This is a genomic window from Spongiactinospora sp. TRM90649 (assembly GCF_029382225.1).
Lineage (GTDB): Bacteria > Actinomycetota > Actinomycetes > Streptosporangiales > Streptosporangiaceae > Spongiactinospora.
Map to the genome: position 1 here is coordinate 16,913 of NZ_JARLTC010000042.1, position 25,779 is coordinate 42,691.

The following is a 25,779-nucleotide window of genomic DNA, read 5'->3' on the forward strand; positions in this document are numbered from 1 at the left end:
CCGGCCCGCCTCAGCGTGACAGGAACAGGTTCGTCAGGCCGTCGCGGGCCAGCAGGAAGCCGATGATGGCCATCGCCCAGCTCAGCATGCTCGCGGCATGGCGGGAGAACCAGGCGCCGAGGCGGCCCAGCAGGCCGTCCAGGCGGTCGCGCAGGGCCAGCCGCGCCAGCAGCAGGAGCAGCGCGGGCAGGATCATCACCACGTTGTAGGCGGCCAGGACGGGCGCCCACACGGCGGGCGAGAGCGCCGCGTTCAGCAGCAGCCCGATCGCGGCCAGGTAGGGCAGCATGGTGGCCACCTCGATGCCCGCCGCCGTCACGCCGAGCAGCGCCACCCCGGCCGTGGACCCGCCGACCCCGGCCACCCGGTCCGACGCCCACGACGACCGGTCGGGCCCGCCACGCTTCGCCCGGCGCTTGGGGTCGAAGCGGAAGCTCAGCCCGAACAGCAGGACTCCGGCCACGGCCTCGGCCCACCACAGCGCCGGCCCGCCGACCGCCCCGCCCATCGACTCGATCAGCGGCATCAGCCCGAGCATCAGCGCGGCCCCGACCGCGAAGTAGAACACCGCGACCGTCAGCAGGTAGACCAGCACGCGCCGGCCCAGGGCGCGGTCCCGCGAGAGCATCAGGAAGATCGGTACGACCAGGGTGCCGATGCTGGTGCTGTCGATGAGCGCGAGCACGGCGAGCGAGCCGAGCAGGGCGGCGCTCACGTGCGGGAACAGGGGGAGAAGGGATTCGGGCGCATACCTTCGATACTGTCCGGCGGGGCCCGCGCGCTCATCGTCGCGGCGGAGGATAACCCGGCTACATCCTTCGATGCACCCGCTCAGCCCAGCAGGCGGTCCAGCACCCGCACGCCGAACTCCAGGCCCTCGACCGGCACCCGCTCGTCCACGCCGTGGAACATGCCGAAGTAGTCCAGCCCGGGATCGAGCATGAGCGGGGCGAAGCCGTAGCTCGGGACGCCGATCCGGGAGAAGGACTTGGCGTCGGTGCCGCCGCCCATCACGTACGGGACCGGGCGCGCCCCGGGGTCCTCGGCGACCAGCGCCGCGCACATCCGGTCGAAGAACGGCGAGGGGTAGGGCGCGGACGGCGCGCCGCTGAGATTCACGAACTCCCTGGTCACCTTGGGCCCGAGGAGCTTGTCCACGGTCTCCAGCAGCTCCTCGCGGTAGCCGGGCAGATAACGCCCGTCCACGTGCCCCTCGGCGCTGCCGGGGATCACGTTCACCTTGTACCCGGCGTTCAGCATGGTCGGGTTGGCGGAGTTGCGGATCTGCGCCCGGAACAGCGCGCCGATCCGGCCCAGCCGCAGCGACTCCTCCTCCAGCCGGTCCAGGTCGATCGGCTCGCCGATGATCTCCGACAGTCCGTTGACCAGGTCGGCCACGGCCGGGATGAGACGCACCGGCCAGCGGTGGTCGGCCAGCCGCGCCATCGCCCGGCACAGCTCGGCCACCGCGTTGTCCACGGCGGGCTTGGACCCGTGCCCGGCCACGCCCTTCGCGGTCACCTTCAGCCACGCCGTGCCGCGCTCGCCCACCGCCACCGGGTAGATCCGCGTCCCGGGGTCACCGGGGACCTGGACGCTGAACGCGCCCGACTCGCTGATCGCCTCGGTGCAGCCGGTGAACAGCTCGCGGCGGTAAGTCACCGCGTAGCCGGAGCCGTACTCGCCGGTGGCCTCTTCGTCGGCCAGGAAGGCCAGGACCACGTCACGGTTCGGCCGTACGCCGCGCCGCGCCCAGCCGCGGACGGCGGTGAGGGTCATCGCCAGCGTGCCCTTCATGTCCACCGCGCCCCGGCCGTGCACGCAGCCGTCGGCGATCTCGCCGGAGAACGGGTGGACGCGCCACTCCAGCGGGTCGGCGGGCACCACGTCGAGGTGCCCGTGCACGAGCAGCGCGTCGGGCGAGTCGCCGGGGACACGCGCCACCACGCTGGTGCGCCCAGGGGCCGACTCGAACACCACGGGTTCGATCCCCACCTCGTCGAGCAGCCCGGCGACGTACTCGGCGGCGCGTCGCTCGCCGGCGCCGGGGTTCGTCGTGTCGATCCTGATGAGATCGGAACAGATCCGTGCGACCTCGCTCATGGTGGGCGACCACTCCTTGTTTCGGGTGCGGGCGGCGGGGGGTCACCTGCGGGCATGCCCGATGTCACCGGGCTCTACCCTTCTCTTACCCTCCGGTCACCCCGCCGCCGGGGCGGTTCAGCTCCAGCGGGGGCACCTCCGGGGTCGGGATGCCGAAGATCAGGCCGTAGAAGGCCAGCTCGGCCTCCAGCACGGCTACGATGGTCTCCTCGCGCCGCCAGCCGTGCTGCTCGCCGGGGAAGGCGTGGTAGGCCCACGGCACGCCGTGGCGGTCCAGCTCGCGGACGAACCGCTCCGCCTGGGCCGGGGCGACGATGGCGTCCTCCAGGCCGTGCAGCAGCAGCGCCGGGCCCGAGGCCCGTGCGGCGTGCAGCAGCGGGGAACGGGCCAGGTAGCGCTCGCGCGTCTCGGGCAGCGGCCCGATCAGGCCGTCCAGGTAGCGGGACTCGAAGTCGTGGGTCTCGGCGGCCCAGGCCTCCGGATCGGTGATCGCGTAGTGCGCGACCGCGCCGCGGAACACGTCGCTGTGCACCAGGGCGGCCAGAGCCGTCCAGCCTCCCGCGCTGCCGCCCCTGATGGCCACGCGGGAGGCGTCGGCGTGGCCGCTCGCCACCAGTCCGCGCGCGACGCGCGCGGAGTCCTCGACGTCCACGACCCCCCACTGGTGGCGCAGCCGCTCGCGGTAGGCGCGGCCGTACCCGGTGGACCCGCCGTAGTTGACGTCGGCGACGCCGATGCCCCGGCTGGTGAAGTAGGCGATCTCCAGGTCCAGCGTCAGCGGGCTGACCCCGGTGGGGCCGCCGTGCACGAAGACCACGTAAGGGGAGGGGCCCTGCCCCGCGCCGAGCGGCGGGTAGACGTGCGCGTGGACGCCGTCGATCGTGACGGCGACGGGGTCGGGGAGCACCGCGCGGGCGGGCAGCGCCTTGGCCGGGGACAGGACCGTGCGCGTGCCGTCGGGCAGGGCGATCTCGGTCACCTCGAACGGCGTGTACGGCGAGGCCGCCACGCCCACCACCCGCGTGCCGTCCGCCGAGACGGTCGGCGCCCAGTAGGTGGCCGAGCCGCCGATGTCGGTTATCCGGCCGGTCTCCGGGTCGAGCACGCCCAGGTGACGGCCGTCGGCCGTGCCGTACATCACCACCAGCCGGTCGCCCGCGATCGCGAACCACGAGGCGCCCAGCTTCCAGGGGGCGTCGCCGAACTCCAGCGGCAGCGGGGCCAGGTTGCGCGCCGGGCGGCCGTCCAGGCCGACCAGGTGGACGTTCCACCAGCCGTCCGGGTCGGTGATCGCGTAGAGCGTGGCCGCGTCGCGCCACTCCGCCTGGATGACCGACTCGCGGGGGCCTCCGGCGATCACCCGGTGCGGGCCCGCCGTGCCGTCGCCGGCGTCCAGCGGGGCGACGCACAGCTCCGTGCCGTCCCACGGCATGTTCGGGTGATCCCAGCCGATCCACGAGACGTGGCGGCCGTCGGGGGAGACGCGGGGGTTCATCAGGAAGTGATGGGCCGTGATCACGACCCGTACCCGCCCGCCCGGCCGCAGCGGCACCGCGACCAGGTCGCGGCGGACGCCCTCGCCTGGGAGGGCGGACTCGCGGACCGCCCAGACCTCGTCACGGCCCGGCGGCAGGTAGAGGTCGGCGTAGCGGTACGGCCCCTCGGGAGTGAGCGGGACCGGGTTGCCGTGGCCGCTGTAGAGGTGCACGCGCTGGTCGGCCCAGTCGGTGAAGACGACGGAGCCGTCAGGGGTGGGGCGCCAGGAGCGCCCGCCGTACTCGATCACGCGGTTGCGCGCGTTCCACCCGGCGGGCAGGGCGTCGCGGATCCGGCCGTCCGGGCCGCGCCGCACCACGCAGCGCCGCCCGCCCTCGTGCGGGCGCGGCTCGTCCCACCAGACCTCGTCGCCGTGGATCTCCACCCACAGCGGGCGGTCGTCCACGCGGGCGACGTCGACGGGACGGATGGGGGAGGGGTTCGACATCGCTCACCAGTTGCCGTCGGAGGGAGGAAGGGGGACGTCGGGCGGGTGGACGATGTAGACGATCCCGCCGCTGCTGGAGCCGCGCAGCCAGACGTTCTCGAACGCGGCCCTCGGGTAGACCCGCCGCACCGTCTCGTCGCGGGGGGCGGCCGGGTCGTTGGCGACGACGTCGCCGTCCTCGGTGAAGCCCACCACGACCATCAGGTGCCCGCTGGTGGAGTAGCCGGAGCCGGGCAGCTCGTGCTCCCTGAAGGACTGCGAGGTGATCACCGGGACGCCCGCGCCGATCAGCCGTTCCAGCTCGGCCAGCGAGCGCAGCCGGGTGACGAACCCGGTCAGGCCGTACCGGCAGGCGTAGGCGATCCCGAACGGCCAGTTGCCGGTGCCCTGGTAGCTGTGGTCGTACATGTGCCGGGCCGCGTGGTCCACGGCGGGGCAGGGGTCGGCGGGGTCCACCCACGACAGTTCCTCGGGGCCCGGGCCGCGTCCCCAGTACTCCAGCAGCATCGTCACGGCGGCCGGGCCGCACCAGGACTCGCCGCCGCCGTCCCACTGCGGGTGGTGCCCGGCGTGCACGTTCTGCGAACGGCGGGGGACCGGCAGCTCCGTGCCCGGTGCCTCGCCGGGGCCCGCCGTGCCGTCGCGCACGGGCCCGGCCCGTACGGCGGAGGCCATCACCTCCGCCGCGCGCACCTCGGCGTCGCCGTCGCCGTACAGGGTCAGGCGCAGCCGGAAGGCCGTCCACGGCCGCCTGGCCACCAGCGTGTCCACCGCCACCTCGGCGTCGTCGTCGCCCTGCCCTGGCAGGGAGGTCCGGTGAATGGCGTCCTCGTCGTGGGCCCAGCGGCCCATCACGTACCACTTGGTGCGGGAGCCGTCGGCGGTCCGGCCGCTCAGCTCGACCTCCAGCCAGGTGCCGGGCGGCGTCACCGCGTCCCAGGACGGCACCAGCTCGGTGGCCGGGAAGCCGATCTCGCACTCGCCGGAGACCCACCGCCGGAACGGGTAGGCGGCCGTGCCGTCGCCGAACGGGTCGAGGTAGTCGGCCGTGCCGCGCTCGCCGGGCCGCACCGGGGAGAAGCGGTGCAGCACGACACGGCTCAGATCGGCAGGCAACACGGTGACCACCTCGCCGATTCTGGTTTCGCATGGTTCATGGCACATCGGATGGTTTACGTATCCGACCTGTCGGCCCCCGGCCAGGCGTCTCACCAGGGGATCATCGCCTGCTGAGGGTGCCCGTGTAGGTCGTGCCGAGGCCGAGGCCGTCGAGCCAGGTATAGGAGAGCCCGTCGCCCTGGCGGACGAGCGTCACCGTGCCGGGGACGCACTCGCCGACGTCGCGCAGGTCCATGACCACCATGCCGGTGCCGGACCCGGTGGCGTGCAGGGTGCCCTCGCAGCCGGAGCTGGGCTCGTACCATTTGCCGGTGTCGCGCCCGGCGCGCAGTTCCAGCCGCACGTCGTGCTCCTTGAGCCCGAGCGCGACGCTCGGCACGATGTGGCCCGTCCACGTGCCCGCGACGGTGGACGGGATCTCCTTCGGTCCCGTCGCCTTGACCGGCGGGGCGACGGTCGCGGGTGCCGAGGGGACCTCGGTCGTGGTGGTCGCCATCCCCGCCGGAGGCGACGCGGAACGGGTGGGGTCCGCGAGGGTGTCGTCGCGGAGGGACAGCCAGGCGACCACGCCGCCGGTCAGCAGCAGCGCGGCGACCACCGCGATCCCGGCCGGCAGCGCGCCGCGCCCGCGCCGCGACCCCTGGGTGGCCAGCGGGGAGGCGGGATGGCCGCCGCCCGGCTGCGTGACGCCCGAGGCGATCCGGCTGCCGCGCTCGGCCAGGTCCCTCGGCAACGGCTCCGCGGCCACCGGGGGAACGCTCGCGCCCGAGGGGTCCACCAGGCTGACCATCAGCGCCCGCGCCGTCGGCCGGGCGGCCGGGTCCTTGCTCAGGCAGGCGGCGATCAGGCCGTGCAGCCGGGGCGGCAGCGCCGAGAGGTCCGGCTGGTGGCTGACGATCCGGTGCAGGACGGCGGGCACGGTGTCCGCGCCGAACGGCGACGAGCCGGTGGCCGCGTAGAGCATCGTCGCGGCCCACGCGAACACATCGGACGCCTGACCCGCCGGGGAGCCGCCGATCTGCTCCGGGGACAGATAGGCGGGCGTGCCGATCAGGCCCGAGGTCATCGTGGCCGAGCCCTCGGCGCGCGAGATGCCGAAGTCGACCACGCGGGGGCCGTCCGGGCCGAGCAGCACGTTGGCGGGCTTGAAGTCGCGGTGCACGACGCCGGCCGCGTGCACCGCGGCCAGGGCGGTGGCCGTCCCGACGGCCAGGCGCTCCAGGTCGCCGCCGCGCAGCGGCCCGCGCTCCTTGACCCGCCGGTCGAGCGCCGGGCCGTCGACGAACTCGCTCGCCACGTAGGGGCGCGGCCCCTGGACGTCGGCCGTCAGCACCCGCGCCGTGCAGAATGAGGCCACGCTCTCCAGCGCCGACAGCTCCCTGGTCAGGCGGGCCCGGGACTCCGGATCGACCCTGGTGAGCAGCTTGACGGCCGCCGCCTCGCCGGAGGGGGCGTATCCGAGGTAGACGACGCCCTGCCCGCCCTCCCCGAGCCTTCCCGTGAGCCGGAATTCGCCGAGGGAGGTCGGATCGTCGGGCGTGAGCGGCACGAGCATGCGGGATACGTTACAGATAGTGGTGGTTTGGTGGGGCCGAGTGGCCGTGACGCCTGTACCGTCTGATGCGTGCGGACGATCGACTGGATCAACGGCGGCATCGAGCTGATCGACCAGACCCTCCTCCCCGGACGGCTGGAGATCGCCCGGATCGAGACGGTCGACGCCCTGATCGGCGCGATCCGGCGGCTGGCCGTGCGCGGCGCGCCCGCGCTCGGCGTCGCCGGGGCCCTCGGGGTCGCCCTCGCCGCCTCCTCCGAGCCCGGCCCGGCCGAACGCGACGCCGCCGTGGCGCGGCTGCGGGCCGCCCGCCCGACCGCCGTCAACCTGGCCTGGGGCGTCGACCAGGCGGCGGCGTGCCTGCCCGGCGGCTTTCCCGGCGTCCTCGCGCGGGCGCTGGAGATCCGCGACGACGACGTGGCGGCCTGCGTGTCGATGGGCGTGTACGGCGCCGCGCTGCTGACCGAACTGGCCCCCGCCCGCGACCGCCTCGCCGTCATGACGGTGTGCAACACCGGAGGGCTGGCCGCCGTCGAGCGGGGCACGGCCCTCGGGGTGATCCAGACCCTGCACGAACGCGGCGCTCTCGCCGAGGCGCTGGCCATGGAGACCCGCCCGCTGCTGCAGGGCGCGCGGCTCACGGCGTGGGAGCTGGCGCGGATGGGCGCGCCGTACCGGCTGGTCGCCGACTCGGCGGGGCCGTTCCTGCTCGCCAGGGGCCACGCCGACGCGGTCGTCATCGGCGCCGACCGCATCGCCGCCGACGGCGACACCGCCAACAAGATCGGCAGCTACGCCCTCGCCCTGGGGGCCCGCCGCGCGGGCGTGCCGTTCGTCGTGGTGGCGCCGGAGACGACGATCGACATGAGCACCCCCACGGGCGCGGCCATCGCCATCGAGGACCGCCCGGCCGGGGAGATCACCGAGATCCGCGGGGTGCGGCTCGCGCCCGACGGGGCCGCCGCCCTCAACCCGGCCTTCGACGTGACTCCCCACGACCTCATCACCGCGATCGTGACCGACCGCCGTGTCATCCGGCTCGACCGGGGCGAGACGCTGGCGACCGTTTCGCCGGGATCGCGGGCGGTGGAGGGCTCTGGTCTGCGATAGTCATACCTTTCTCGGCGAAACGCCGATGACCGGTGGCGCACCAGAGTTACGCTGAGTTGTACCTCGATTACTTTCAGGAGACCCCCGTGCCTATCGATCTCGTGTCTCGCGAAGAATGGGGTGCCCGCAAGCCGAGCGGGTCCTACACCGCATTGAGCTCCACGAAGGGCGTCAAGGTCCACTACACCGGTGGCCGGGTAGAGCCCGCGATCGCCGATGATCACGACAAGTGCGTCGCCATGGTCCGCGCCATCCAGAAACAGCACATGGACGGCAACGGCTGGATGGACATCGGCTACAGCATGGTCGCCTGCCCGCACCGGAAGGTCTTCGAGGGCCGGGGGCCGAAGCACCTGCCCGCGGCCAACGGCGCCGGGCTCAACTCGGGCCACTACGCGGTGCTCGGCCTGGTGGGCTCGTCGGGGCTGCTCACGCCGCCCGACGACATGCTCCTCGCCATCCTCGACGCGATCGACCACCTGCGCGCCAAGGGCGGGGCCGGTAAGGAGATCAAGGGCCACCGCGACGGCTTCGCCACCTCCTGCCCGGGCGACAAGCTCTACGCCTGGGTGAGGAAGGGCGCGCCCCGCCCCGGCGGCGACGAGGAGGAGACCCCCGACCCGCCCAAGACCGACAAGGCCCCCGCGTGGCCGGGCCGCGTGCTGAAGTACCCGCCGATCATGCGCGGCGACGACGTCCGCAAGTGGCAGGCGCAGATGCGCAAGCGCGGCTGGAGCCTGGAGACCGACGGCGCCTACGGGGCCCGCTCCCGCGACGCCTGCAAGGCGTTCCAGAGCGAGAAGGGCCTGTCCTCCACCGGCACCGTCAACAAGGCCACCTGGGCGGCCACCTGGGAGAAGCCCATCACCTGAGCCCGCCGCCCGCCCTGCGGTCCCGCGCATCCCCGGCTGATCGGGGTGTGATCGGGGCCGGTCGGGGGTGCGGGCAGCCCCTAGCGCACCGTTATTATGCCGATCCCGAGGGGAATCGCCGAAAGGTCACCGCATACCATCCGAACATGACGGTGCCACCGCAGGAGTACACAACCGAGGAACTCGCGCTCGCCGCGAACTTCCCGGCGGCCTCCCGGGATGAATGGCGTGAGGCCGCGCTCGCGGTGCTGCGCAAGTCCGGTGCCGAGCCGGACGATCCGGAAGAGGCGCTGGCCACGACGACCTACGACGGCGTGCGGCTGCTTCCGCTGTACGACGCCTCCGACTCCCCGGGCGAACAGGGGATTCCCGGCGCGAAGCCGCACACCAGGGGTGGCCGCCCGCTCCCCGGCTGGGACATCCGCCAGCATCACGCCGTGGCCGACCCCGAGGCGGTGCTGGCCGACCTGGAGAACGGCGTCTCCTCGGTTTGGCTCACGCTGAGCCCCGGCGGCATCACCCCCGCCGACCTTCCCCGGGTTTTGAACGGCGTTTACCTCGACTTGGCCCCCGTCGTCCTCGACGCGGGCGCCGACACCCGGGCCGCCGCCGAGGCGCTGTTCGCGATCGCGGGCGGCGGAGGTGTGTCCGGCAACCTGGGCGCCGACCCGCTCGGCCTGGCCGCCCGCACCGGCGACGCCTCCGAGGCCGCCGTGGCGCGGCACACCGCGACCGCCGCCGAACTGGCCGCCCGCTGCGTGGACGCCTTCCCAGGCCTGCGGGCGCTCACCGTGGACGCCACGCCCTACCACGACGCGGGCGGATCCGACGCCGAGGAACTCGGCTGCTCGATCGCCACCGGCGTGGCCTACCTGCGGGCGCTGACCGACACCGGGCTGAGCGTGGAGCAGGCGCTCGGCCAGCTCGAATTCCGCTACTCGGCCACCGCCGACCAGTTCGCCACCATCGCCAAGCTGCGCGCCGCCCGGAGGATGTGGGACCGCGTGGCCGAGGCGAGCGGTGCCGGAGCGGGTAGGGGAGCGGCGCAGCGGCAGCACGCGGTGACCTCCTCGGCCATGATGACCGTCCGCGACCCATGGGTGAACATGCTGCGCACCACGCTGGCCTGCTTCGCGGCCGGGGTGGGCGGCGCCGACGCGGTGACGGTCCAGCCGTTCGACGCGTGCCTGGGCCTGCCCGACGGCTTCGCCCGCCGGATCGCCCGCAACACCCAGTCGCTGCTCCAGATGGAGGCCCACGTCAGCCGGGTGGCCGACCCCGCCGGCGGCTCCTGGTACGTCGAGCGGCGAACCGACGACCTGGCCCGCGCCGCGTGGGCGTGGTTCCAGGAGATCGAGGCCGCGGGCGGCATGGCGCGGGCGCTGCGCACCGGGCTCGTCGAGACCCGGCTGGGCGAGACCTGGGCCCGGCGCAGGCGCGACATCGCCCGTCGGCGCGCCCCGATCACCGGCGTCAGCGAGTTCCCGAACATCGGCGAGAAGCCGGTGGTCCGCGCGGCGGCCCCGGCCGTATCGGAGGGCGGGCTGCCCCGGGTGCGATACGCCCAGGACTTCGAGGAACTGCGCGACCTGGCCGACGCCCGGCCGGAGCGCCCGTCGGTGTTCCTGGCCACCATCGGGCCGGTGGCCGCGCACACCGCGCGCGCCACGTTCGCCGCGAACCTGTTCCAGGCGGGCGGCCTCGCCACGCCGTCCGCGGGGCCGGGCACCGACCCGGCGGCGATCGCCGAGGGCTTCGCCCGCAGCGGATCGCCGGTCGCCTGCCTGTGCGCGAGCGACCGCCTGTACGGCGAGCACGCCGCCGAGGTCGCCGCCGCCCTGCGCGCCGCGGGCGCCCGGTACGTCTGGCTGGCCGGCAAGGGAGAGCACGAGGGCGTGGACGGCAACCTCTACGCCGGATGCGACGCGCTCGGCGTCCTCCGCACCACCTTCGACCACCTGGGAGTGAGCCGATGATTCCAGATTTCACCGGAATCGAGCTGGATTCCGGGCAGACCGCGGCCGACCTGCCGGGCTGGGTCGAGGCCGTGCGCGAGGAGACCGGCAAGGACCCGTCCGACCTGCTCTGGGAGACCCCGGAGGGCATCGGCGTCAAGCAGCTCTACACCGCCGCCGACCTGGAGGGGCTCGACTTCCTGGCGACCTACCCGGGGCGCGCGCCGTTCCTGCGCGGGCCGTACCCGACGATGTACGTCAACCAGCCTTGGACGATCCGCCAGTACGCCGGTTTCTCCACCGCCGAGGAGTCCAACGCCTTCTACCGGCGCAACCTGGCCGCCGGGCAGAAGGGCCTGTCGATCGCCTTCGACCTGGCCACCCACCGCGGCTACGACTCCGACCACCCCCGCGTGGCCGGCGACGTGGGCATGGCCGGGGTGGCGATCGACTCCATCTACGACATGCGCCAGCTCTTCGACGGCATCCCGCTGGACCGGATGACCGTCTCGATGACCATGAACGGCGCGGTGCTGCCGGTGCTCGCGCTGTACATCGTCGCCGCCGAGGAACAGGGGGTGGCCCCCGAGCAGCTCGCCGGGACCATCCAGAACGACATCCTCAAAGAGTTCATGGTCCGCAACACCTACATCTACCCGCCCGCCCCGTCGATGCGGATCATCTCCGACATCTTCGCCTACACCAGCGCGCGGATGCCGAAGTTCAACTCCATCTCGATCTCCGGCTACCACATCCAGGAGGCCGGGGCCACCTGTGACCTGGAGCTGGCCTACACGCTGGCCGACGGGGTCGAGTACCTGCGGGCCGGGGTCGACGCCGGGCTGGACATCGACGCCTTCGCGCCGCGCCTGTCGTTCTTCTGGTGCATCGGGATGAACTTCTTCATGGAGGTCGCCAAGCTGCGGGCGGCCCGGCTGCTGTGGTCGCGGCTGGTCGCCGGGTTCGACGCGAAGAACCCCAAGTCGCTGTCGCTGCGCACGCACTCGCAGACCTCCGGCTGGTCGCTCACCGCCCAGGACGTCTTCAACAACGTGGCGCGCACCTGCGTGGAGGCGATGGCCGCCACCCAGGGGCACACCCAGTCGCTGCACACCAACGCCCTGGACGAGGCCCTGGCGCTGCCCGGCGACTTCTCCGCCAGGATCGCCCGCAACACCCAGCTCCTGATCCAGCAGGAGTCGGGCACCACCCAGGTCATCGACCCGTGGGGCGGTTCCTACTACGTCGAGCGCCTCACTTACGAGCTGGCCAAGAAGGCGTGGGCGCACATCGGCGAGGTGGAGGCGGCGGGCGGCATGGCCAAGGCCATCGACGCCGGGCTGCCCAAGCTGCGCATCGAGGAGGCCGCGGCCCGCACCCAGGCGCGGATCGACGCGGGCCGTCAGCCGGTCGTCGGCGTCAACGTCTTCCGGGCCGAGGCCGACGAGGTCATCGACGTGCTGAAGGTGGACAACACCGAGGTACGCCGCCGCCAGCTCGACAAGCTGGCCCGGCTGCGGGCCGAGCGGGACCCGCAGGCCGTCCGGGCCGCGCTGGACGCGCTGACCTCGGGCGCGGCGGGCGGCGAGAACCTGCTGGCGCTGGCCGTCGAGGCGGCCCGCGCCAAGGCCACCGTGGGCGAGATCTCCGACGCGCTGGAGAAGGTCTTCGGACGGCACGCCGGTCAGGTCCGTACGATCAGCGGGGTGTATCGCGAGGAAGCGGGCTCCGGCGTCGAGACCGCCCGTACGGCCTGCGCCGAGTTCCAGCGCGCCGAGGGCAGGCGCCCCAGGATCCTGGTCGCCAAGATGGGCCAGGACGGCCACGACCGGGGCCAGAAGGTGATCTCCACCGCCTTCGCCGACCTCGGCTTCGACGTCGATGTGGGCCCGCTGTTCCAGACCCCGGAGGAGGTCGCCCGCCAGGCGGTCGAGGCCGACGTGCACATCGTCGGCGTCTCGTCCCTGGCGGCCGGGCACCTGACCCTGGTGCCCGCGCTGCGCGCCGCCCTGGCCGACGCCGGCCGGGCCGACATCATGATCGTCGTCGGTGGGGTGATCCCGCCGGGCGACCACGACGAGCTGCGCGCCGCCGGGGCCTCGGCGATCTTCCCGCCGGGCACGGTCATCTCCGACGCCGCCCTCGACCTGCTCCGTGAGCTGTCACATCGGCTGGGTCATGACGCTTGACGACTACGTGGCGGGGATCAAGGAGGGCTCGCGGGCCTGGATCGCGCGGGCGATCACCCTCGTCGAGTCCTCCCGGTCCGACCATCAGGAGCTCGCCCAGCGGCTCCTGGTGGAGCTGACCCCGCTGGCCGGTCAGGCCCGCAGGGTCGGCATCTCAGGGGTGCCGGGCGTCGGCAAGTCCACGTTCGTGGACGCCCTCGGGGTCCGCCTGACCGGAGAGGGGCACCGGGTGGCCGTGCTGGCCGTCGACCCCTCCTCCACCAGGAGCGGCGGCAGCGTGCTCGGCGACAAGACCCGCATGGCGCGCCTGGCCGCCGACCCGTCGGCCTTCATCCGCCCCTCGCCCACGGCGGGCACCCTCGGCGGCGTGGCCAAGGCCACCCGCGAGGCAATGGTGGTGGTCGAGGCGGCCGGATTCGACACGGTGCTGGTGGAGACGGTCGGCGTCGGCCAGTCCGAGACCGCCGTCTCCGACATGGTCGACACCTTCCTGCTGCTGACCCTGGCCCGCACCGGCGACCAGCTCCAGGGCATCAAGAAGGGCGTGGTCGAGCTGGCAGACGTGGTCGCGGTCAACAAGGCCGACGGCGAGCACGAGCTCGCCGCCCGCAAGGCCGCCCGCGAGCTGGCCGGGGCACTGCGCATGCTGCGCTCGGAGGGCCCGCCCCCGCCCGTGCTGACCTGCAGCGGCATGACCGGCGCCGGGCTCGACGAGGTGTGGGCCCAGGTGGTCGCCCACCAGGAGCGGATCGACCTGGCCGCCAAGCGCCGGGGCCAGCAGGTCGGATGGACCTGGACCCTCGTGCGCGACCGCCTGCTCGGGCGGTTGCGCGACCATCCCGGCGTGGCCGCCGTCGCCGGCGAGGTGGAACGCGAAGTGCTGGCCGGCACGCTCACCCCCGCACTGGCCGCCGACCGGATCCTCGCGGCGTTCGGCCGCTGATCGGCCGCCGCTCGCCTGCTGCTCGTCTGGGGAGGGGTTGCCCCTCCCAGGGTAGAAGGCAAGGCATCCGCGAAGTGGTATTCCGCATCCCGCTCCCGTAACCGTTCGCCCGCACTATGTGACGATTACCGGCGAACCGATCACGGGAGGCCGGTGTGGAGAAGGATCCACTGCTGCCCGGGCAGGTCGCGCGGGAGCATGACGAATACCGGGAACTGCTCGCCGAGCACGGGCTCACCTGGGGTGAGGACCCGATCGCCTACGTCCAGCAGATCAGAACGAGCCCGTACCTGACCGCCGAGCACGATTTCTGGGGCGTGCTGGTCGATCATCTCCGCGCCGCCGCGGCGGGCGCGCACCCCGGGCCCGACCCCGGGGTGGCCGCGGTGGACATGGACGAGGTGATCCGCGACGCCCTGCACGGGCAGGTCATGGACAACCTGGCCGTGCTGCGCATCTCGCACGAGCGCGCCGTGGTGGACGCGCTGCCGCGGGCGGTGCTGCACGGCGGCACGCTCGCCACCGATCTGCTCGTCGACTCCTCGCGCGAGCGCCCGGTCGTGGTGACCGTGGACGGCGAGAAGCACGAGGTCAGGGCGGGCGGGGCGCGGATCCTCCGGGTCACATCCGACGCCACGGTGAAGGTGGACGGCGAGGCCGTCCGGCTCGGGGCGCTGACCCGCCGGGCGGAGGCGGCCACCCTGCGGGTGCGGGCCGGTTTCCCCTGCCGCTGGACGGTCGTCGGCGGCAACGGCCAGGGCTGGTACCCGCCGGGCGCTCCCCACCGCCGCGACTACCACCGGATGCCGTACTTCCACGGCGACGACATGGTGCTGGACGTGCCCGCCGAGCCGCTGACCGTGCGCGTCACCCGGGGCATGGAGTACGGCGTCGCCGAGACCGTGGTGTTCCCGTCCCCCGGCAGGGAGACGCTGGTGGACATGACCCCCGAGCGGATCTACGACGCCCCCGCGCGCGGCTGGTACGGCGGCGACATGCACGTCCACCTCAACTGGGCGGGCGACGTGGTGGGCACGCCCGCCGACGCCGCCGCCGTCCAGCACGGCGAGGACCTGCACGTGCTCAACCTGGTGGCGGGCAACGTCGCCACCGACCGCGTCTACGACGCCGAGGCGCTGCGGCACTGGGCGGGCCGCGACCTGCCGTGGTCCGACGCCACCCACATCGGCAGGATGGGCGTGGAGTACCGCAATGACCTGCTCGGCCACTTCTTCGCCTTCGGCGTGACGGCCCCGCCGCGCCGGTTCCACAGCGGCTTCACGGGCGACCGCGACTGGCCGCCGAACCACACCGCCTGCGCGGAGCTGCGCGGCCTGGGCGCGGTCACCGGCTACAGCCACCCGTTCCACTGCTCGTCCCTCGACGAGCTGGACCACCAGTTCGGCTCCGGCCGGAGCTGCTCGGCCAGGGAGATCGTGGCGGACGCCGCGCTCGGCCTGATCGACGCCCTGGACGTGGTGAACCACTCCTCGATCACCGGCACCGCCGTGATCTACCGCAGGCTGCTCGGCGCGGGCAACCGGCTGGCCGCCACGGCGGGCACCGACACGATGCTCTCCTTCACCCGGCGCGGCAGCCAGTCCGCGCCGCCCGGCTGGGGCCGCGTCTACGCCAAAGTGGACGGGCCGCTCAGCGCCGCGTCCTTCGCCGACGCGATCCGCAGGGGCCGCACGTTCGCCACCACCGGCCCGTGGCTGGAGCTGAGCGTGGCCGACGCCGGGCCGGGCGACACCCTCCGGCTTCCCGGCGGCGGCGGCCGGGTCGGGGTGACCGTCCGGGCGATCGGCCCCGAGGTGGAGCGGCTGGAGATCCGCACGGCCGACGGCATCGCCGCCGAGGGCCCGCCCGGCGAGCTGTCCGTCGTCCTCGACGTCACCGAGCCGACCTACGTGCTGGCCGTCGCCTCGGGCGGGCCGCACCCGCGCGCCATGCGCGCCGACGCCTACGCCTGCACCAGCCCGGTCCACATCGAAGTGGCGGGGCGGTCCGTGGCCAGGGAGGAGGACCTGCGCTGGTGCCTGGCCTGGCTGGACCGGCTGGAAACGCTGATCAGGACGGAGGGCGGGCTCGCCGGTCCGGTGCAGCTCAGCGATCATCTCGCGCTCTACGACAGGGCCAGGGCGGTCTACCGCTCCCGGCTCCCGGGACACTGACAGTTAGCCGCCTGCGAGGCGGGAAGTAGTCGGGGTATGCGGAGGATGGGGATACGGTCCCGGCTGGGCGCGTTGGACCGGCGGCTGTTCGCCGCCGTGGCGCGGGCGCACTGGCCGGGCGGTGAGCAGGTACTGCCCAGGCTGTCCAAGGCGGCGGACAACTCGCTGCTGTGGGCCGGGTTCGCCGCCGGGTTCGCGATCAGCGGGCGGCGCAGCCTGCGCCGGGCGGCCACCAGGGGAATGCTCGCGGTCAGTCTGGCCAGCCCGCTGGTCAACCTGGCCACCAAGCAGGCGTTCGGCCGCAGCCGTCCCTCCGACGTGAACCTGCCGCTGGCCCGGCTGCTGGCCATGCCCACCTCGACGTCGTTCCCCTCGGGGCACTCGGCGTCGGCGGCGGCGTTCGCCACGGCGGTGGCGATGGAGGCCCCCCGCCAGGTGGCGCTGCCGGTGGCGGTGGTCGCGGCGGCGGTCTGCTTCTCCCGCGTCTACACCGGCGTCCACTACCCGGGCGACGTGCTGGCCGGGGCCGGTATCGGGATCGCTACCGGGCTGCTCACCCGCAGGCTGTGGCCCGAGGCGGCCGAAGCGGGGCGGGCGCGGGCCGTTGCCACCGCGCCGCTGCTCGACCTCGACCCGCGCGGGCGCGGGGTGGTCGCGGTGATCGACCCGGCGGCCGGGAGCACGGCCGGGGCGCTGCGCGGGGAACTGCCGGACGCCGAGCTGGTGGAGCCCGCCCCCGGCGCCGCCATGTCCGAGGCGACCGAGGCCGCCGCCGCCCGCGCGACCGTGCTCGCGGTGACCGGGGGAGAGGGCACGGTGGCGCGTGCCGCCGCCGCCGCGCTGCGCCACGGCAGGCCGATGCTGGTGGTGCCCACCGGTACGGCCGGGCGGTTCGCGCGGGCCCTCGGCATCGAGACGGCCCACGAGGCGGTCTCGGCCTACCGGTCGGGCGGGGCCGTCGCCGTCGATGTGGCGGAGGTCGGCGGGCAGGTGTTCCTCAACGAGGCGGGGCTGGGGCACTACCCGGCGCTGGCGGAGCGGCGCGAGGCCCGCGAGCACCGGATCGGCAAGTGGCCCGCCCTGCTGTGGGGGCTCGCCGAGGTCCTGCGCGCGGGCGCGCGGCCGGTCGAGGTGGAGGTGGACGGCACGCCGTACCGGGCCTGGCTGGTGTTCGTCGGCAACTGCCGCTACGAGGCGCGCGGCGCCGCCCCCACCCGGCGGATCCGGCTGGAGGACGGCCTGCTCGACATCCGGCTGCTGACCGCCGCGTCCCGGTTGCCCCGGCTGCGGGCGTTCACCAGCGTGATCGGCGGACGCCTCGGCCTCTCGCGCCACTACCGGCAGTGGAAGGCAGACCATCTGCGCCTGGACACGCCGTCCGGTCGGGTGCGGCTGACCTGCGACGGCGAGACCTTCACCGCCCCCGGCCCCGTCGAGTTCGGCAAACGTCCCCGGGCGCTTGTGGTGCTGCGGGACATCGGGTAGCGTGTGTGGGTCTTATTGCCGTCTCCAGGGGGAGTCAGTGAGGATCTGAGGTTCGGACACCGCGCCGGTGGCCCATTCGTTCGGCCCGAGCGCGTCTGACCTCAGTGGAATCCTCCTGATATCGGCGGAGATCTCCCACGTCGGGCTTCCGTTGCCCGCGGTGTCCATTCGGTACCGAATCTTTCGCGATACCTCGTGGGGAGCCGCCATCATGTCATTCGCCATCGTCTGTGATGACATCTCATTCGCCTGGCCCGACGGCACGCCCGTGATCGACGGGCTCGACCTCGCGCTCGGCCCCGGTTCCACCGGCCTGATCGGCGTCAACGGGGCGGGCAAGTCCACCCTGCTGCGGATCATCGCCGGTGAGCTGCGCCCGCGCTCCGGCACCGTCAGCGTGGCCGGGCAGGTCGGGTACCTGCCGCAGAACCTGCCGCTGGGCACCGCGGCCACCGTGTCCGACCTGCTCGGCATCACCGAGCGACGGCGCGCCCTGCACGCCATCGAGCGCGGCGAGGTCGGTGAGGAGAACTTCACCGCGCTCGCCGACGACTGGGACGTGGAGGAACGGGCCAGGGCCGAACTCGACCGGCTCGGCCTGGCCGACGTCGAACTGGACCGCACGGTCGCGACCCTGTCCGGCGGCGAGACCATCATGGTCGGGCTGGCCGCGCAGTTCCTGCGCCGGCCCGACGTCCTGCTGCTCGACGAGCCGACCAACAACCTCGACCTCGCGGCCAGGCGGCGGCTCTACGCCGCCGTGCGCGCGTGGACCGGGGTGCTGGTGATCGTCAGCCACGACCGGGCCCTGCTCGACATGGTGGACCGGGTGGCCGAGCTGACCGAGTCGGGGGTCCGCGTCTACGGCGGCAACCTGTCCGCCTACGAGGACGTGCTCGCCGCCGAGCAGGAGGCCGCCGAGCGGATGGTCCGCACCGCCGAGGCCGACGTCCGGAGGCAGCAGCGCGAACTGGTCGAGGCCCGGACGAAACTGGATCGCAGGGTGCGCTACGGCAAGAAGATGGAGGCCAACAAGCGCGAACCGAAGATCATCATGGGCCTGCGCAAACGCCAGGCCCAGGTGTCGGCGGGCAAGCACCGCAACATGCACATCGAGCGCCTGGACGACGCGCGCCGCCGTCTCGACGCGGCGGAGGAGGCGGTCAGGGAGACCAAGGAGATCCGGATCGACCTGCCGGGCACCGAGGTGCCCGCCGGGCGAACCGTGCTCACCCTGCGGCTGGCCGAGGACCGGGAACTGATCGTGCGCGGGCCCGAGCGGATCGCGCTGCTCGGCTCGAACGGCTCCGGCAAGACCACCCTGCTGCGCATCGTGGCGGGGGAGATCGCCCCCGGCGAGGTGACGCACGGGGTGCCGGTGGAGTCGGTGACGCTCGGCGTGGACGGCGTACGCTACCTGCCCCAGCGCCTCGACCTGCTCGACGACTCGCGGAGCGTGCTGGACAACGTGCGCGACCACGCGCCCTCTGCCGGTGAGAACGCGATTCGCGGGCAGCTCGCGAGGTTCCTGTTCAAGGGCGACCGGCCCGACCGGCTCGCCGGGACGCTGTCCGGCGGCGAGCGGTTCCGGGCGGTGCTCGCGGCACTGCTGTGCGCCGAGCCGCCGCCCCGGCTGCTGATGCTCGACGAGCCGACCAACAACCTCGACCTGGCCAGCGTGCGCCGGCTGGTCGAGGCGCTGTCCGGCTATCGCGGGGCTCTCCTGGTGGCCAGCCACGATCTGGCGTTTCTCGCCGAGATCGGGATCACCAGGACGTTGCGTATCGGCCCGGACGGAGAACTGAGCGAGACGACCGACGCCGTCGAGGCCGAATGACAGGCGCGCGGGCGATCCCGGCGATTCCCGCTGATCCCGCCGATTTCTGGCGTGACACCGGGATCGCCCGCGCGACCTGGCTCAGCTTGAGAAGAGCATGCCCACCCAGCTGCGCTGGCGGTGGTGGCCATGGTGGTAGCCGCCGTGCGGGGCGCCCCAGGAGGGCGAGCCGTGCACCGGAGGCGGCGGCGGAGGCGCCGCGTGCTGCTGAGACCACTGGGTCTCCATACGGGTGAGGGTCTCCAGCTCGCCGTAGTCGAGGAAGATTCCGCGGCAGTTCTCGCACTGCTCGATGTGCACGCCGTTGCGTTCGTAAGTGCGCATGTTGCCGCGGCACTTAGGGCACTGCATCAATCGTCTCCTTGCCCTCGGGCTCAGGGGTTCCGTCCACAACCTACTGCGTGCGGACCTGCCGCGGGCGTGGATCGATCCCGGCAATCCGGTGACAGGCGTCCAAGAGCATCTCCTCGACCTCGTCCACCGGTCGTCCCTCGCGCCTGGCGGTGGCCACCGCCGCCGCGGCGAGCTGGACGGTCAGCGCCCTGGCGGGGCCGTCCAGGCGTTCCCAGGGGTCGGCGAGCCCGGCGAGCGCCGGGCCACCGGCCTCCAGATAGGCCGCCAGGAACCGGTGCCAGATCTGCGGCGCGAGGAGCCCACAGGCGAACCAGGCGGCAGGGCGGGCCAGGTCCCACGCCTGGTCGCCCAGGCCGAGGTCGTCCACGTCGATCAGCACCCACGCGCCGCCGTCCGGTGGATGCCGGACGAGCTGGCCCATGTGCCAGTCGCCGTGGGTCAGCCCCGCCGGGACGCGTGCGGGCGGCGGCAGCGAGGCCGCCGCCGCCCGCACGGCACGTTCCTCCAGGTCGTCGCCGGTCAGCCGGGCCACCATCTGGGCGACCCGGCCGGGGCCTCCGGCGGCGGGCAGCGGCGGCAGCGCGCTCGCCGGCACGGCGTGCAGCGCGGCCAGCAGCCGCGCCGCGTCCTCCCAGGGAGCCGCGTCGGGGTCTGCGGGATCGACCGGCCGCCCGGCGGGCCACACCGTGACCAGCCGGCCGTCCACTGTCTCCACCGTCGTGGCGGCGGGCGGCAGCATGACGCCGCCCAACCGGGCCGACGCCGACGCCGTGACGCGGGGCCGCAGCAGCGCGGCCTCCATACCCGGCGCGTGCGCCTTGACCACGATCGTCCCGACTCGGACGATCAGCACGTCGGGCCGGGTCGGCACCACCTCGGCGACGGCGCCGCGCTCCGCGTGCGCCATGCCGATCTCGGCGAGCCTGTGCTCCAGGGGGGTCGTGGGGGAGCTACGCATGCGGGCCAATCTAGATTGGCCCGCATGAGGATCGGATACGCGGTACCCGTGTCGGGCCCCTGGGCCACGCCGGAGAACATCGGGCGCGTCGCGACGCGCGCGGAGGAACTGGGCTACAGCGACCTGTGGACCTTCCAGCGCCTGCTGGCCCCGGTCGGCCGTGAGATGGGGACGACCTACCGCAGTGTGGCCGACCCCGTGGTGACATTGGCGTATCTGGCGGGGGTGACCCGGCGGATCGGCCTGGGCGTGGCGGTGCTCAACATGCCCTTCCACTCCCCGGCGCTGCTGGCCAAGCAGCTCGGCACGTTGCAGACGGTCTCCGGGGGACGGCTCACCGCCGGGCTGGGCCTTGGCTGGATGCCCGAGGAGTTCGCCGCCTCTGGCGTGCCGTTCGAGCGCCGTGGCGCGCGCGCCGAGGAGTACCTCGACGTGCTGCGCAAGCTGTGGAACGACGAGGTCGTCGAGCACGAGGGGGAGTTCTACCGGATTCCGGCCGCCCGTCAGGAGCCCCGGCCGGTTCCCGGGCCGCCGCGAATCCTGCTCGGCGGAGGCGCGGACGCCGCGCTGCGCCGCGCCGGACGGCTGGCCGACGGATGGGTGAGCGCCAGCCGGGAGGACCTGCGGACGATCGGCGAGAAGATCTACATCGTAAAGGAGGCGGCTCGTGAGGCCGGGCGCGACCCCGAGTCGCTGCGGTTCGTCTGCCGGGGCGTGACCACCCCCAGGCCCTCGGGCAGACCGGGCCGGGCCCCGCTGACCGGCTCCTATGACGAGATCCGCCGCGACGTGGCGGATCTCGCGGCCAGCGGCGTCACCGACGTCTTCCACGACCTGAACTTCGTGTCCGAGGTGGTCGCGCCGGACGCCGATCCGGCCGAGGCGATGCGGCTGGCGGAGGAGATGCTCGTGGAGCTGGCCCCTGACCCGCGAACCTGAAGGCCGCCGCTACGGCATGCGCAGCACCGCCGCGCCGTTGATCCGGTCGGCCGCCAGGTCGGCCAGGGCCCGGTCGGCGTCCTCGAAGGCGTAGTCCACGGTGGTCACGCGGGGCGGGCGGGCCACGGCGGCCTCCAGGTAGGCCCGGCCGTCCGCGCGGGTGTTGGCGGTCACGCTGCGCAGTGTGCGCTCCTGGAACAGGTGGCGCTCGTAGTTCAGCTCGGGAATGTCGGTGAGGTGGATCCCGGCGACGGCGAGCACGCCGCCCCGGTCGAGCGCGGCCAGGGCGACCGGCACCAGGTCGCCGACCGGGGCGAACAGGATCGCGGCGTCGAGCGGCTCCGGCGGTTCGTCGCGGGCGCCCGCGGCGGAGGCCGCGCCGAGGGCCAGGGCCAGTTCCCTGGCGGCGGGGGAGCGGGTCAGGACGTGGACGGTCGCCCCCTGGGCGATGGCGACCTGGGCCGTCAGGTGGGCGGACGCGCCGAAGCCGTAGATGCCGAGCCTGCCGCCGGGGGGCGGCTCGCTGCGCAGCAGCGCCCGGTAGCCGATGATCCCGGCGCAGAGCAGCGGCGCGAGCGGGCCCGGCGGGCGGTCGCCGGGCAGCGGGTAGACGTAGGCGGCGGGCGCGACCAGGTGGGTGGCGTATCCGCCGTCGGCGTCCCAGCCGGTGTAGGTGGAGTAGGGGCAGAGGTTCTCCAGGCCGCGCCGGCAGTACCGGCACCGGCCGCAGGTCGAGCGCAGCCAGGCCACGCCGACCCTGGTGCCCACCGGCAGCGTGCCCTCCGCCGCCTCCACCACCCGGCCGACGGCCTCGTGCCCCGGCACGGTGCGGGGACGGCGGGGCGGCAGGTCGCCCTCCGCCAGGTGCAGATCGGTACGGCAGACCGCGCACACCTCGACCCGCACCAGGACCTCGCCGGGGCCGGGACGCGGCATCGGCAGCCGGACGCGTTCCAGCGGTCGCGTCTCGATCGGCCCGGGGCGCGCCACCACCCAGGCGTCCATCTCGGTCTCCACGCCTCGATCCTAGGAAGCGCGCGCGGGTTCCCAGACGAGGCGGCGTCCGATCAGCGTGGCGCGGGCGGCGGGACCACCGGGCGGGGGGTTCGGCCGCCCGGCGGCCTACGCGCTATTCGCCCCAGGCCGGAATCGTGCTCGCGAGCCTGCGCGAATAGTCCTTCATATCCTTCACGATGATGGCGGGAGGCTGGGAGACGACGTCACCGAGTTCCTGGCAGGCGCCCCACAGGTCGATGACGAAGGCGTCTTCGTTCCACTCGGATAATTTGCCGCCGAGTTCGCCGGAATTTCGCCCGGCCACCAGAATGTAGTGGTTGTCGAACCCGCCCTTCTTCAGTTCGACGACCTCGATGGGCACGGCGAACTTCGCGGCGTTGGCCTTCAGTGCGTAGACGCACAGGTGGGCGAAGAGCACGCAGGTCAGCGGACGGGTGGCGTCCTTCTTCAGCGCGGCGGCGACGATCTCGCCACCGGCGATCCAGTACTCGGGCGTGGACGGCCACGTCTTGAGCGCGGACACGGTGAGGTTGTCGGTGTCGGAGGGCCGGACCAGCGCGATCCTGCGTTCGAGTTCCCCGGCGGCCTTTATCTTCTCCATGTTCGGCGTCTCGCTGACCGGATTCGCGACCTTCGTGTCGGCGTAAATGCTGAGCACCTTGCGGGTGACCTCGACGCTCATTGAGCTGACCCTTTCATTTACCGCGGTAGCGTTACTCCGGCCCCCGACGCAAAACCGCGTAAGCCCTAATTCTGTGCAGTCGGCACGGTACCGTGAGTATCCGAACCGCCACATTTCGGTGGCGGGAGGTGGGTGCGCAGGCGCCGTGCGCCACCTGGCTAGGATGGCCGGGTGAGCGATCGGGGACCCATCAAGAGCTGGCTGTCCGACATGGACGGCGTGCTGGTCAAGGAGGGTGCGCCGGTGCCCGGCGCCGACGAGTTCGTCGGCAGGCTGCGGGCGTCCGGGCGGCCCTTCCTGGTGCTCACCAACAACTCCATCTACACGCCGCGCGACCTCGCGGTGCGGCTGCGGGTGGCGGGCCTGGACGTACCCGAGGAGTCGATCTACACCTCGGCGCTGGCCACCGCGCAGTTCCTGCACGACCAGCGGCCCGAAGGCTCGGCCTACGTGATCGGCGAGGCCGGGCTCACCACCGCCCTGCACCGGGTCGGCTACGTGCTCACCGACCTCGAACCCGACTACGTGGTGCTCGGCGAGACGCGCAACTACAGCTTCGAGCAGATCACCCGGGCGATCCGGCTGATCGACGCGGGGGCGCGGTTCATCGCCACCAACCCCGACCCGGTCGGGCCCTCGCCCGAGGGGTCGATGCCGGCCTGCGGGTCGGTCGCGGCGATGATCACGCGGGCCACCGGCGTCGAGCCGTACTTCGTGGGCAAGCCCAACCCGATGATGATGCGCAGCGCGCTCAACGCCATCGACGGCCACAGCGAGAGCACCGCCATGATCGGCGACCGGATGGACACCGACGTGGTCTCCGGCATGGAGGCCGGCCTTTACACGATCCTGGTGCTGTCCGGCGTGACGCCGAAGGAACAGGTCGACCGCTTCCCGTTCCGCCCGTCGCTGGTGGTCGACTCGATCGCGGATCTCATCCCGCTCCTCGACTGAACCTGCTTCCCCGATTTCCCCCTCCGGCGGGCGCTCCTGGCGCGTACGAGCGCGACCGGGAGCCCTCCGGGTGGGAGCAGGGTTACCGCATCCACACGAACCGGTGGGCGTCGGGGCGTTGCACGCCTGCCTGCCCGGCCCGCTGTGGGAGGCGTTCGTCGCCTCCGCGAGCCCGGCCGGGCCCGGCATGGGCTTCTGGACGCACCGGCTGCGCACCCTCACCCTTGTGCCCGCGAGCCTGATGAGCGGCGACCTGAGCACGCCGAGCGTGCCGGCCAGATCCGGCACCAAGGCGTGGCTGCGGCTGTGCGAGGCCGTGCCCGCGATCAAACGGAGGAGCTTCGCCGGGCAGTGGACGCCCAGGTGAAGACCTCCGACTGAGGGGCGACTCGCCGGATACCTGCCAGGTGCTGTCAGGTCCGGATGCCAGGCTGTACGCATGCATCGCGTCTATCTGGAACTGGGTCCGAAGAAGGTGTTCGCCTGCTCGGCCGACTGGCCGGGCTGGGCCAGGATCGGGCGGTCGGAGGAGGCGGCGCTCGCGGCGCTGGCCGACTACGCGCCGAGGTACCGCGTGATCGCCGAGCGCGCCGGGCTCGGGTTCGAGCCCGGCGACCCGGCGGTGGCCGAACGCGTGCGGGGCGGCACCACCACCGACTTCGGCGCGCCGGAGGCGGTCGCCGCTCTGCACGGGGAGCCTGAGGACGAGGCCGGGGCGCGGCGCTCGGTCGCGCTGCTGCGCGCCGCCTGGGACACCTTCGGCGAGGTGGCGGCGGTCTCGCCGGAGGAACTGCGCAAGGGGCCGCGCGGCGGGGGCCGGGACCGCGACCGCATGGTCTCGCACGTGGTGGAGGCCGAGCGCGCCTACGCCCGCAAGATCGGCGTCCGGCACCGCCCGTTCGCGCCGGACGACCTCGCGGCGCTGTCGGCGATGCGCGACGAGATCGCGGACGTGCTGGCGCGGCCGTCCGGCGGCGAGCCGCCCGTGCCGAACGGCTGGCCGCCGCGCTACGCCGTCCACCGGATCGCCTGGCACGTGCTGGACCACCTGTGGGAGATGCAGGACCGCTCGGAGCCCGGCTGAGGCGAGCCGCCATTCGAATGGGCGTCATCCCGTTGGCGCATGATCGGTGCCCGCGCGGCGCGGCGGCGGGTTGAATCGGCACCGTCGTGACCGCGTTCGGGAAAGGGCGGCTGTGAGCATGTACGAGCCGCCGGGGGAGATCCACACGCTCGCGGTGCCGGACGACTGCCATGAGATGATCACGTTCTTCAACATCTCGGGCGCCATGGTGTACGTGGACGGGGACGGCGCGCAGATCGGCTACGAGGACACGCCGCAGGGCAGCAGGGCGTTCAGCACGACGAGGTCGCCCTCGGCCAGGCCGGTGACGCCGGGCCCTGCCCTCTCGACCCATCCGGAGATCTCGTGCCGTGCCAGCGCACTGCTGGCATGCGTTCCCGTTTCGTCTACTCGTCACGCCGGGCGGCCGTCCCTGGGCAAACAGGAATAAGCCATACCCATTTCTATTCACTGGATGATATGGGC

At 73.3% G+C, this 25,779-nt stretch carries 21 protein-coding genes and 1 pseudogene; 13 read left to right on the plus strand and 9 right to left on the minus strand.

Translation table 11 applies throughout. The features are described from left to right. Window positions 1-10: 10 nt before the first annotated feature. The 5 genes and pseudogenes from P3X83_RS36890 to P3X83_RS36910 all read right to left on the minus strand — a co-directional run bounded on the left by P3X83_RS36890 (window position 11) and on the right by P3X83_RS36910 (window position 6,761). Complete coding sequence (locus P3X83_RS36890) at window positions 11-715, minus strand: GAP family protein (protein ID WP_277310013.1); 705 nt, start codon at window positions 713-715, stop codon at window positions 11-13. A 116-nt stretch (window positions 716-831) separates the two neighbouring features. Then, window positions 832-2,121: pseudogene (locus tag P3X83_RS36895) on the minus strand (M20/M25/M40 family metallo-hydrolase); the annotation flags it as partial. A gap of 67 nt (window positions 2,122-2,188) precedes the next feature. Continuing rightward, complete coding sequence (locus P3X83_RS36900) at window positions 2,189-4,087, minus strand: prolyl oligopeptidase family serine peptidase (protein ID WP_277310014.1); 1,899 nt, start codon at window positions 4,085-4,087, stop codon at window positions 2,189-2,191. Window positions 4,088-4,090: 3 nt separating this feature from the next. Next, the gene (locus P3X83_RS36905; RefSeq protein ID WP_277310015.1) at window positions 4,091-5,206 is read right to left on the minus strand and encodes a C39 family peptidase; all 1,116 of its coding nucleotides are present in this window, start codon (window positions 5,204-5,206) and stop codon (window positions 4,091-4,093) included. A gap of 100 nt (window positions 5,207-5,306) precedes the next feature. Beyond that, window positions 5,307-6,761 carry a serine/threonine protein kinase gene (locus tag P3X83_RS36910; RefSeq protein ID WP_277310016.1) on the minus strand — a complete coding sequence of 485 codons (1,455 nt, stop codon included), beginning with the start codon at window positions 6,759-6,761 and terminating at the stop codon, window positions 5,307-5,309. 69 nt (window positions 6,762-6,830) lie between these two features. Here P3X83_RS36910 and mtnA point away from each other — a divergent pair, with 69 nt between their 5' ends. The 8 genes from mtnA to P3X83_RS36950 all read left to right on the plus strand — a co-directional run bounded on the left by mtnA (window position 6,831) and on the right by P3X83_RS36950 (window position 19,326). After that, window positions 6,831-7,871, plus strand: a complete 1,041-nt coding sequence (mtnA, locus tag P3X83_RS36915) for an S-methyl-5-thioribose-1-phosphate isomerase (protein ID WP_277310017.1) — start codon at window positions 6,831-6,833, stop codon at window positions 7,869-7,871. Between the two features lie 86 nt (window positions 7,872-7,957). After that, the gene (locus P3X83_RS36920) at window positions 7,958-8,743 is read left to right on the plus strand and encodes an N-acetylmuramoyl-L-alanine amidase (RefSeq protein ID WP_277310018.1); all 786 of its coding nucleotides are present in this window, start codon (window positions 7,958-7,960) and stop codon (window positions 8,741-8,743) included. Between the two features lie 146 nt (window positions 8,744-8,889). Beyond that, on the plus strand, window positions 8,890-10,719 hold the full coding sequence (locus P3X83_RS36925) for a methylmalonyl-CoA mutase subunit beta (RefSeq protein WP_277310019.1): 1,830 nt from the start codon (window positions 8,890-8,892) through the stop codon (window positions 10,717-10,719). Then, window positions 10,716-12,887 (plus strand): methylmalonyl-CoA mutase, encoded by a 2,172-nt coding sequence (gene scpA, locus P3X83_RS36930; protein WP_277310020.1) that lies wholly within the window; start codon window positions 10,716-10,718, stop codon window positions 12,885-12,887. Before P3X83_RS36925 ends, scpA begins: the two co-directional genes overlap by 4 nt. Beyond that, window positions 12,877-13,830 carry a methylmalonyl Co-A mutase-associated GTPase MeaB gene (gene meaB, locus P3X83_RS36935; protein ID WP_277310021.1) on the plus strand — a complete coding sequence of 318 codons (954 nt, stop codon included), beginning with the start codon at window positions 12,877-12,879 and terminating at the stop codon, window positions 13,828-13,830. Before scpA ends, meaB begins: the two co-directional genes overlap by 11 nt. A gap of 155 nt (window positions 13,831-13,985) precedes the next feature. Further along, entirely contained in the window at window positions 13,986-16,004 is a 2,019-nt protein-coding gene (locus P3X83_RS36940; protein ID WP_277310022.1) for a CehA/McbA family metallohydrolase, read from the plus strand. 45 nt (window positions 16,005-16,049) lie between these two features. Continuing rightward, window positions 16,050-17,489 (plus strand): phosphatase PAP2 family protein, encoded by a 1,440-nt coding sequence (locus tag P3X83_RS36945; protein ID WP_277310023.1) that lies wholly within the window; start codon window positions 16,050-16,052, stop codon window positions 17,487-17,489. A gap of 211 nt (window positions 17,490-17,700) precedes the next feature. Next, a complete protein-coding gene (locus P3X83_RS36950; protein WP_277310024.1) occupies window positions 17,701-19,326 on the plus strand; it encodes an ABC-F family ATP-binding cassette domain-containing protein in 1,626 nt (541 codons plus the stop codon). A gap of 81 nt (window positions 19,327-19,407) precedes the next feature. Here P3X83_RS36950 and P3X83_RS36955 read toward each other — a convergent pair whose 3' ends face one another. After that, window positions 19,408-19,677, minus strand: coding sequence for a zf-TFIIB domain-containing protein (locus P3X83_RS36955; protein ID WP_277310025.1), 270 nt, complete (start codon window positions 19,675-19,677; stop codon window positions 19,408-19,410). Window positions 19,678-19,720: 43 nt separating this feature from the next. Continuing rightward, entirely contained in the window at window positions 19,721-20,638 is a 918-nt protein-coding gene (locus P3X83_RS36960) for a phosphotransferase (RefSeq protein ID WP_277310026.1), read from the minus strand. A gap of 24 nt (window positions 20,639-20,662) precedes the next feature. On the opposite strand from P3X83_RS36960, the gene P3X83_RS36965 reads away from it, so the two are divergent. Next, window positions 20,663-21,577 carry a TIGR03619 family F420-dependent LLM class oxidoreductase gene (locus P3X83_RS36965; protein ID WP_277310027.1) on the plus strand — a complete coding sequence of 305 codons (915 nt, stop codon included), beginning with the start codon at window positions 20,663-20,665 and terminating at the stop codon, window positions 21,575-21,577. Window positions 21,578-21,586: 9 nt separating this feature from the next. On the opposite strand, the gene P3X83_RS36970 is transcribed toward P3X83_RS36965, so the two are convergent. Further along, on the minus strand, window positions 21,587-22,582 hold the full coding sequence (locus P3X83_RS36970) for a zinc-binding alcohol dehydrogenase family protein (RefSeq protein ID WP_277310074.1): 996 nt from the start codon (window positions 22,580-22,582) through the stop codon (window positions 21,587-21,589). Window positions 22,583-22,706: 124 nt separating this feature from the next. Continuing rightward, a complete protein-coding gene (locus P3X83_RS36975; protein WP_277310028.1) occupies window positions 22,707-23,276 on the minus strand; it encodes a hypothetical protein in 570 nt (189 codons plus the stop codon). A 171-nt stretch (window positions 23,277-23,447) separates the two neighbouring features. Here P3X83_RS36975 and P3X83_RS36980 point away from each other — a divergent pair, with 171 nt between their 5' ends. The 4 genes from P3X83_RS36980 to P3X83_RS36995 all read left to right on the plus strand — a co-directional run bounded on the left by P3X83_RS36980 (window position 23,448) and on the right by P3X83_RS36995 (window position 25,744). Further along, the gene (locus P3X83_RS36980; RefSeq protein WP_277310029.1) at window positions 23,448-24,230 is read left to right on the plus strand and encodes an HAD-IIA family hydrolase; all 783 of its coding nucleotides are present in this window, start codon (window positions 23,448-23,450) and stop codon (window positions 24,228-24,230) included. Between the two features lie 70 nt (window positions 24,231-24,300). Further along, entirely contained in the window at window positions 24,301-24,597 is a 297-nt protein-coding gene (locus tag P3X83_RS36985) for a hypothetical protein (protein ID WP_277310030.1), read from the plus strand. Window positions 24,598-24,669: 72 nt separating this feature from the next. Continuing rightward, the gene (locus P3X83_RS36990; protein ID WP_277310031.1) at window positions 24,670-25,314 is read left to right on the plus strand and encodes a hypothetical protein; all 645 of its coding nucleotides are present in this window, start codon (window positions 24,670-24,672) and stop codon (window positions 25,312-25,314) included. A 112-nt stretch (window positions 25,315-25,426) separates the two neighbouring features. Beyond that, a complete protein-coding gene (locus tag P3X83_RS36995) occupies window positions 25,427-25,744 on the plus strand; it encodes a hypothetical protein (protein ID WP_277310032.1) in 318 nt (105 codons plus the stop codon). The last annotated feature ends 35 nt before the right edge of the window (window positions 25,745-25,779 follow it).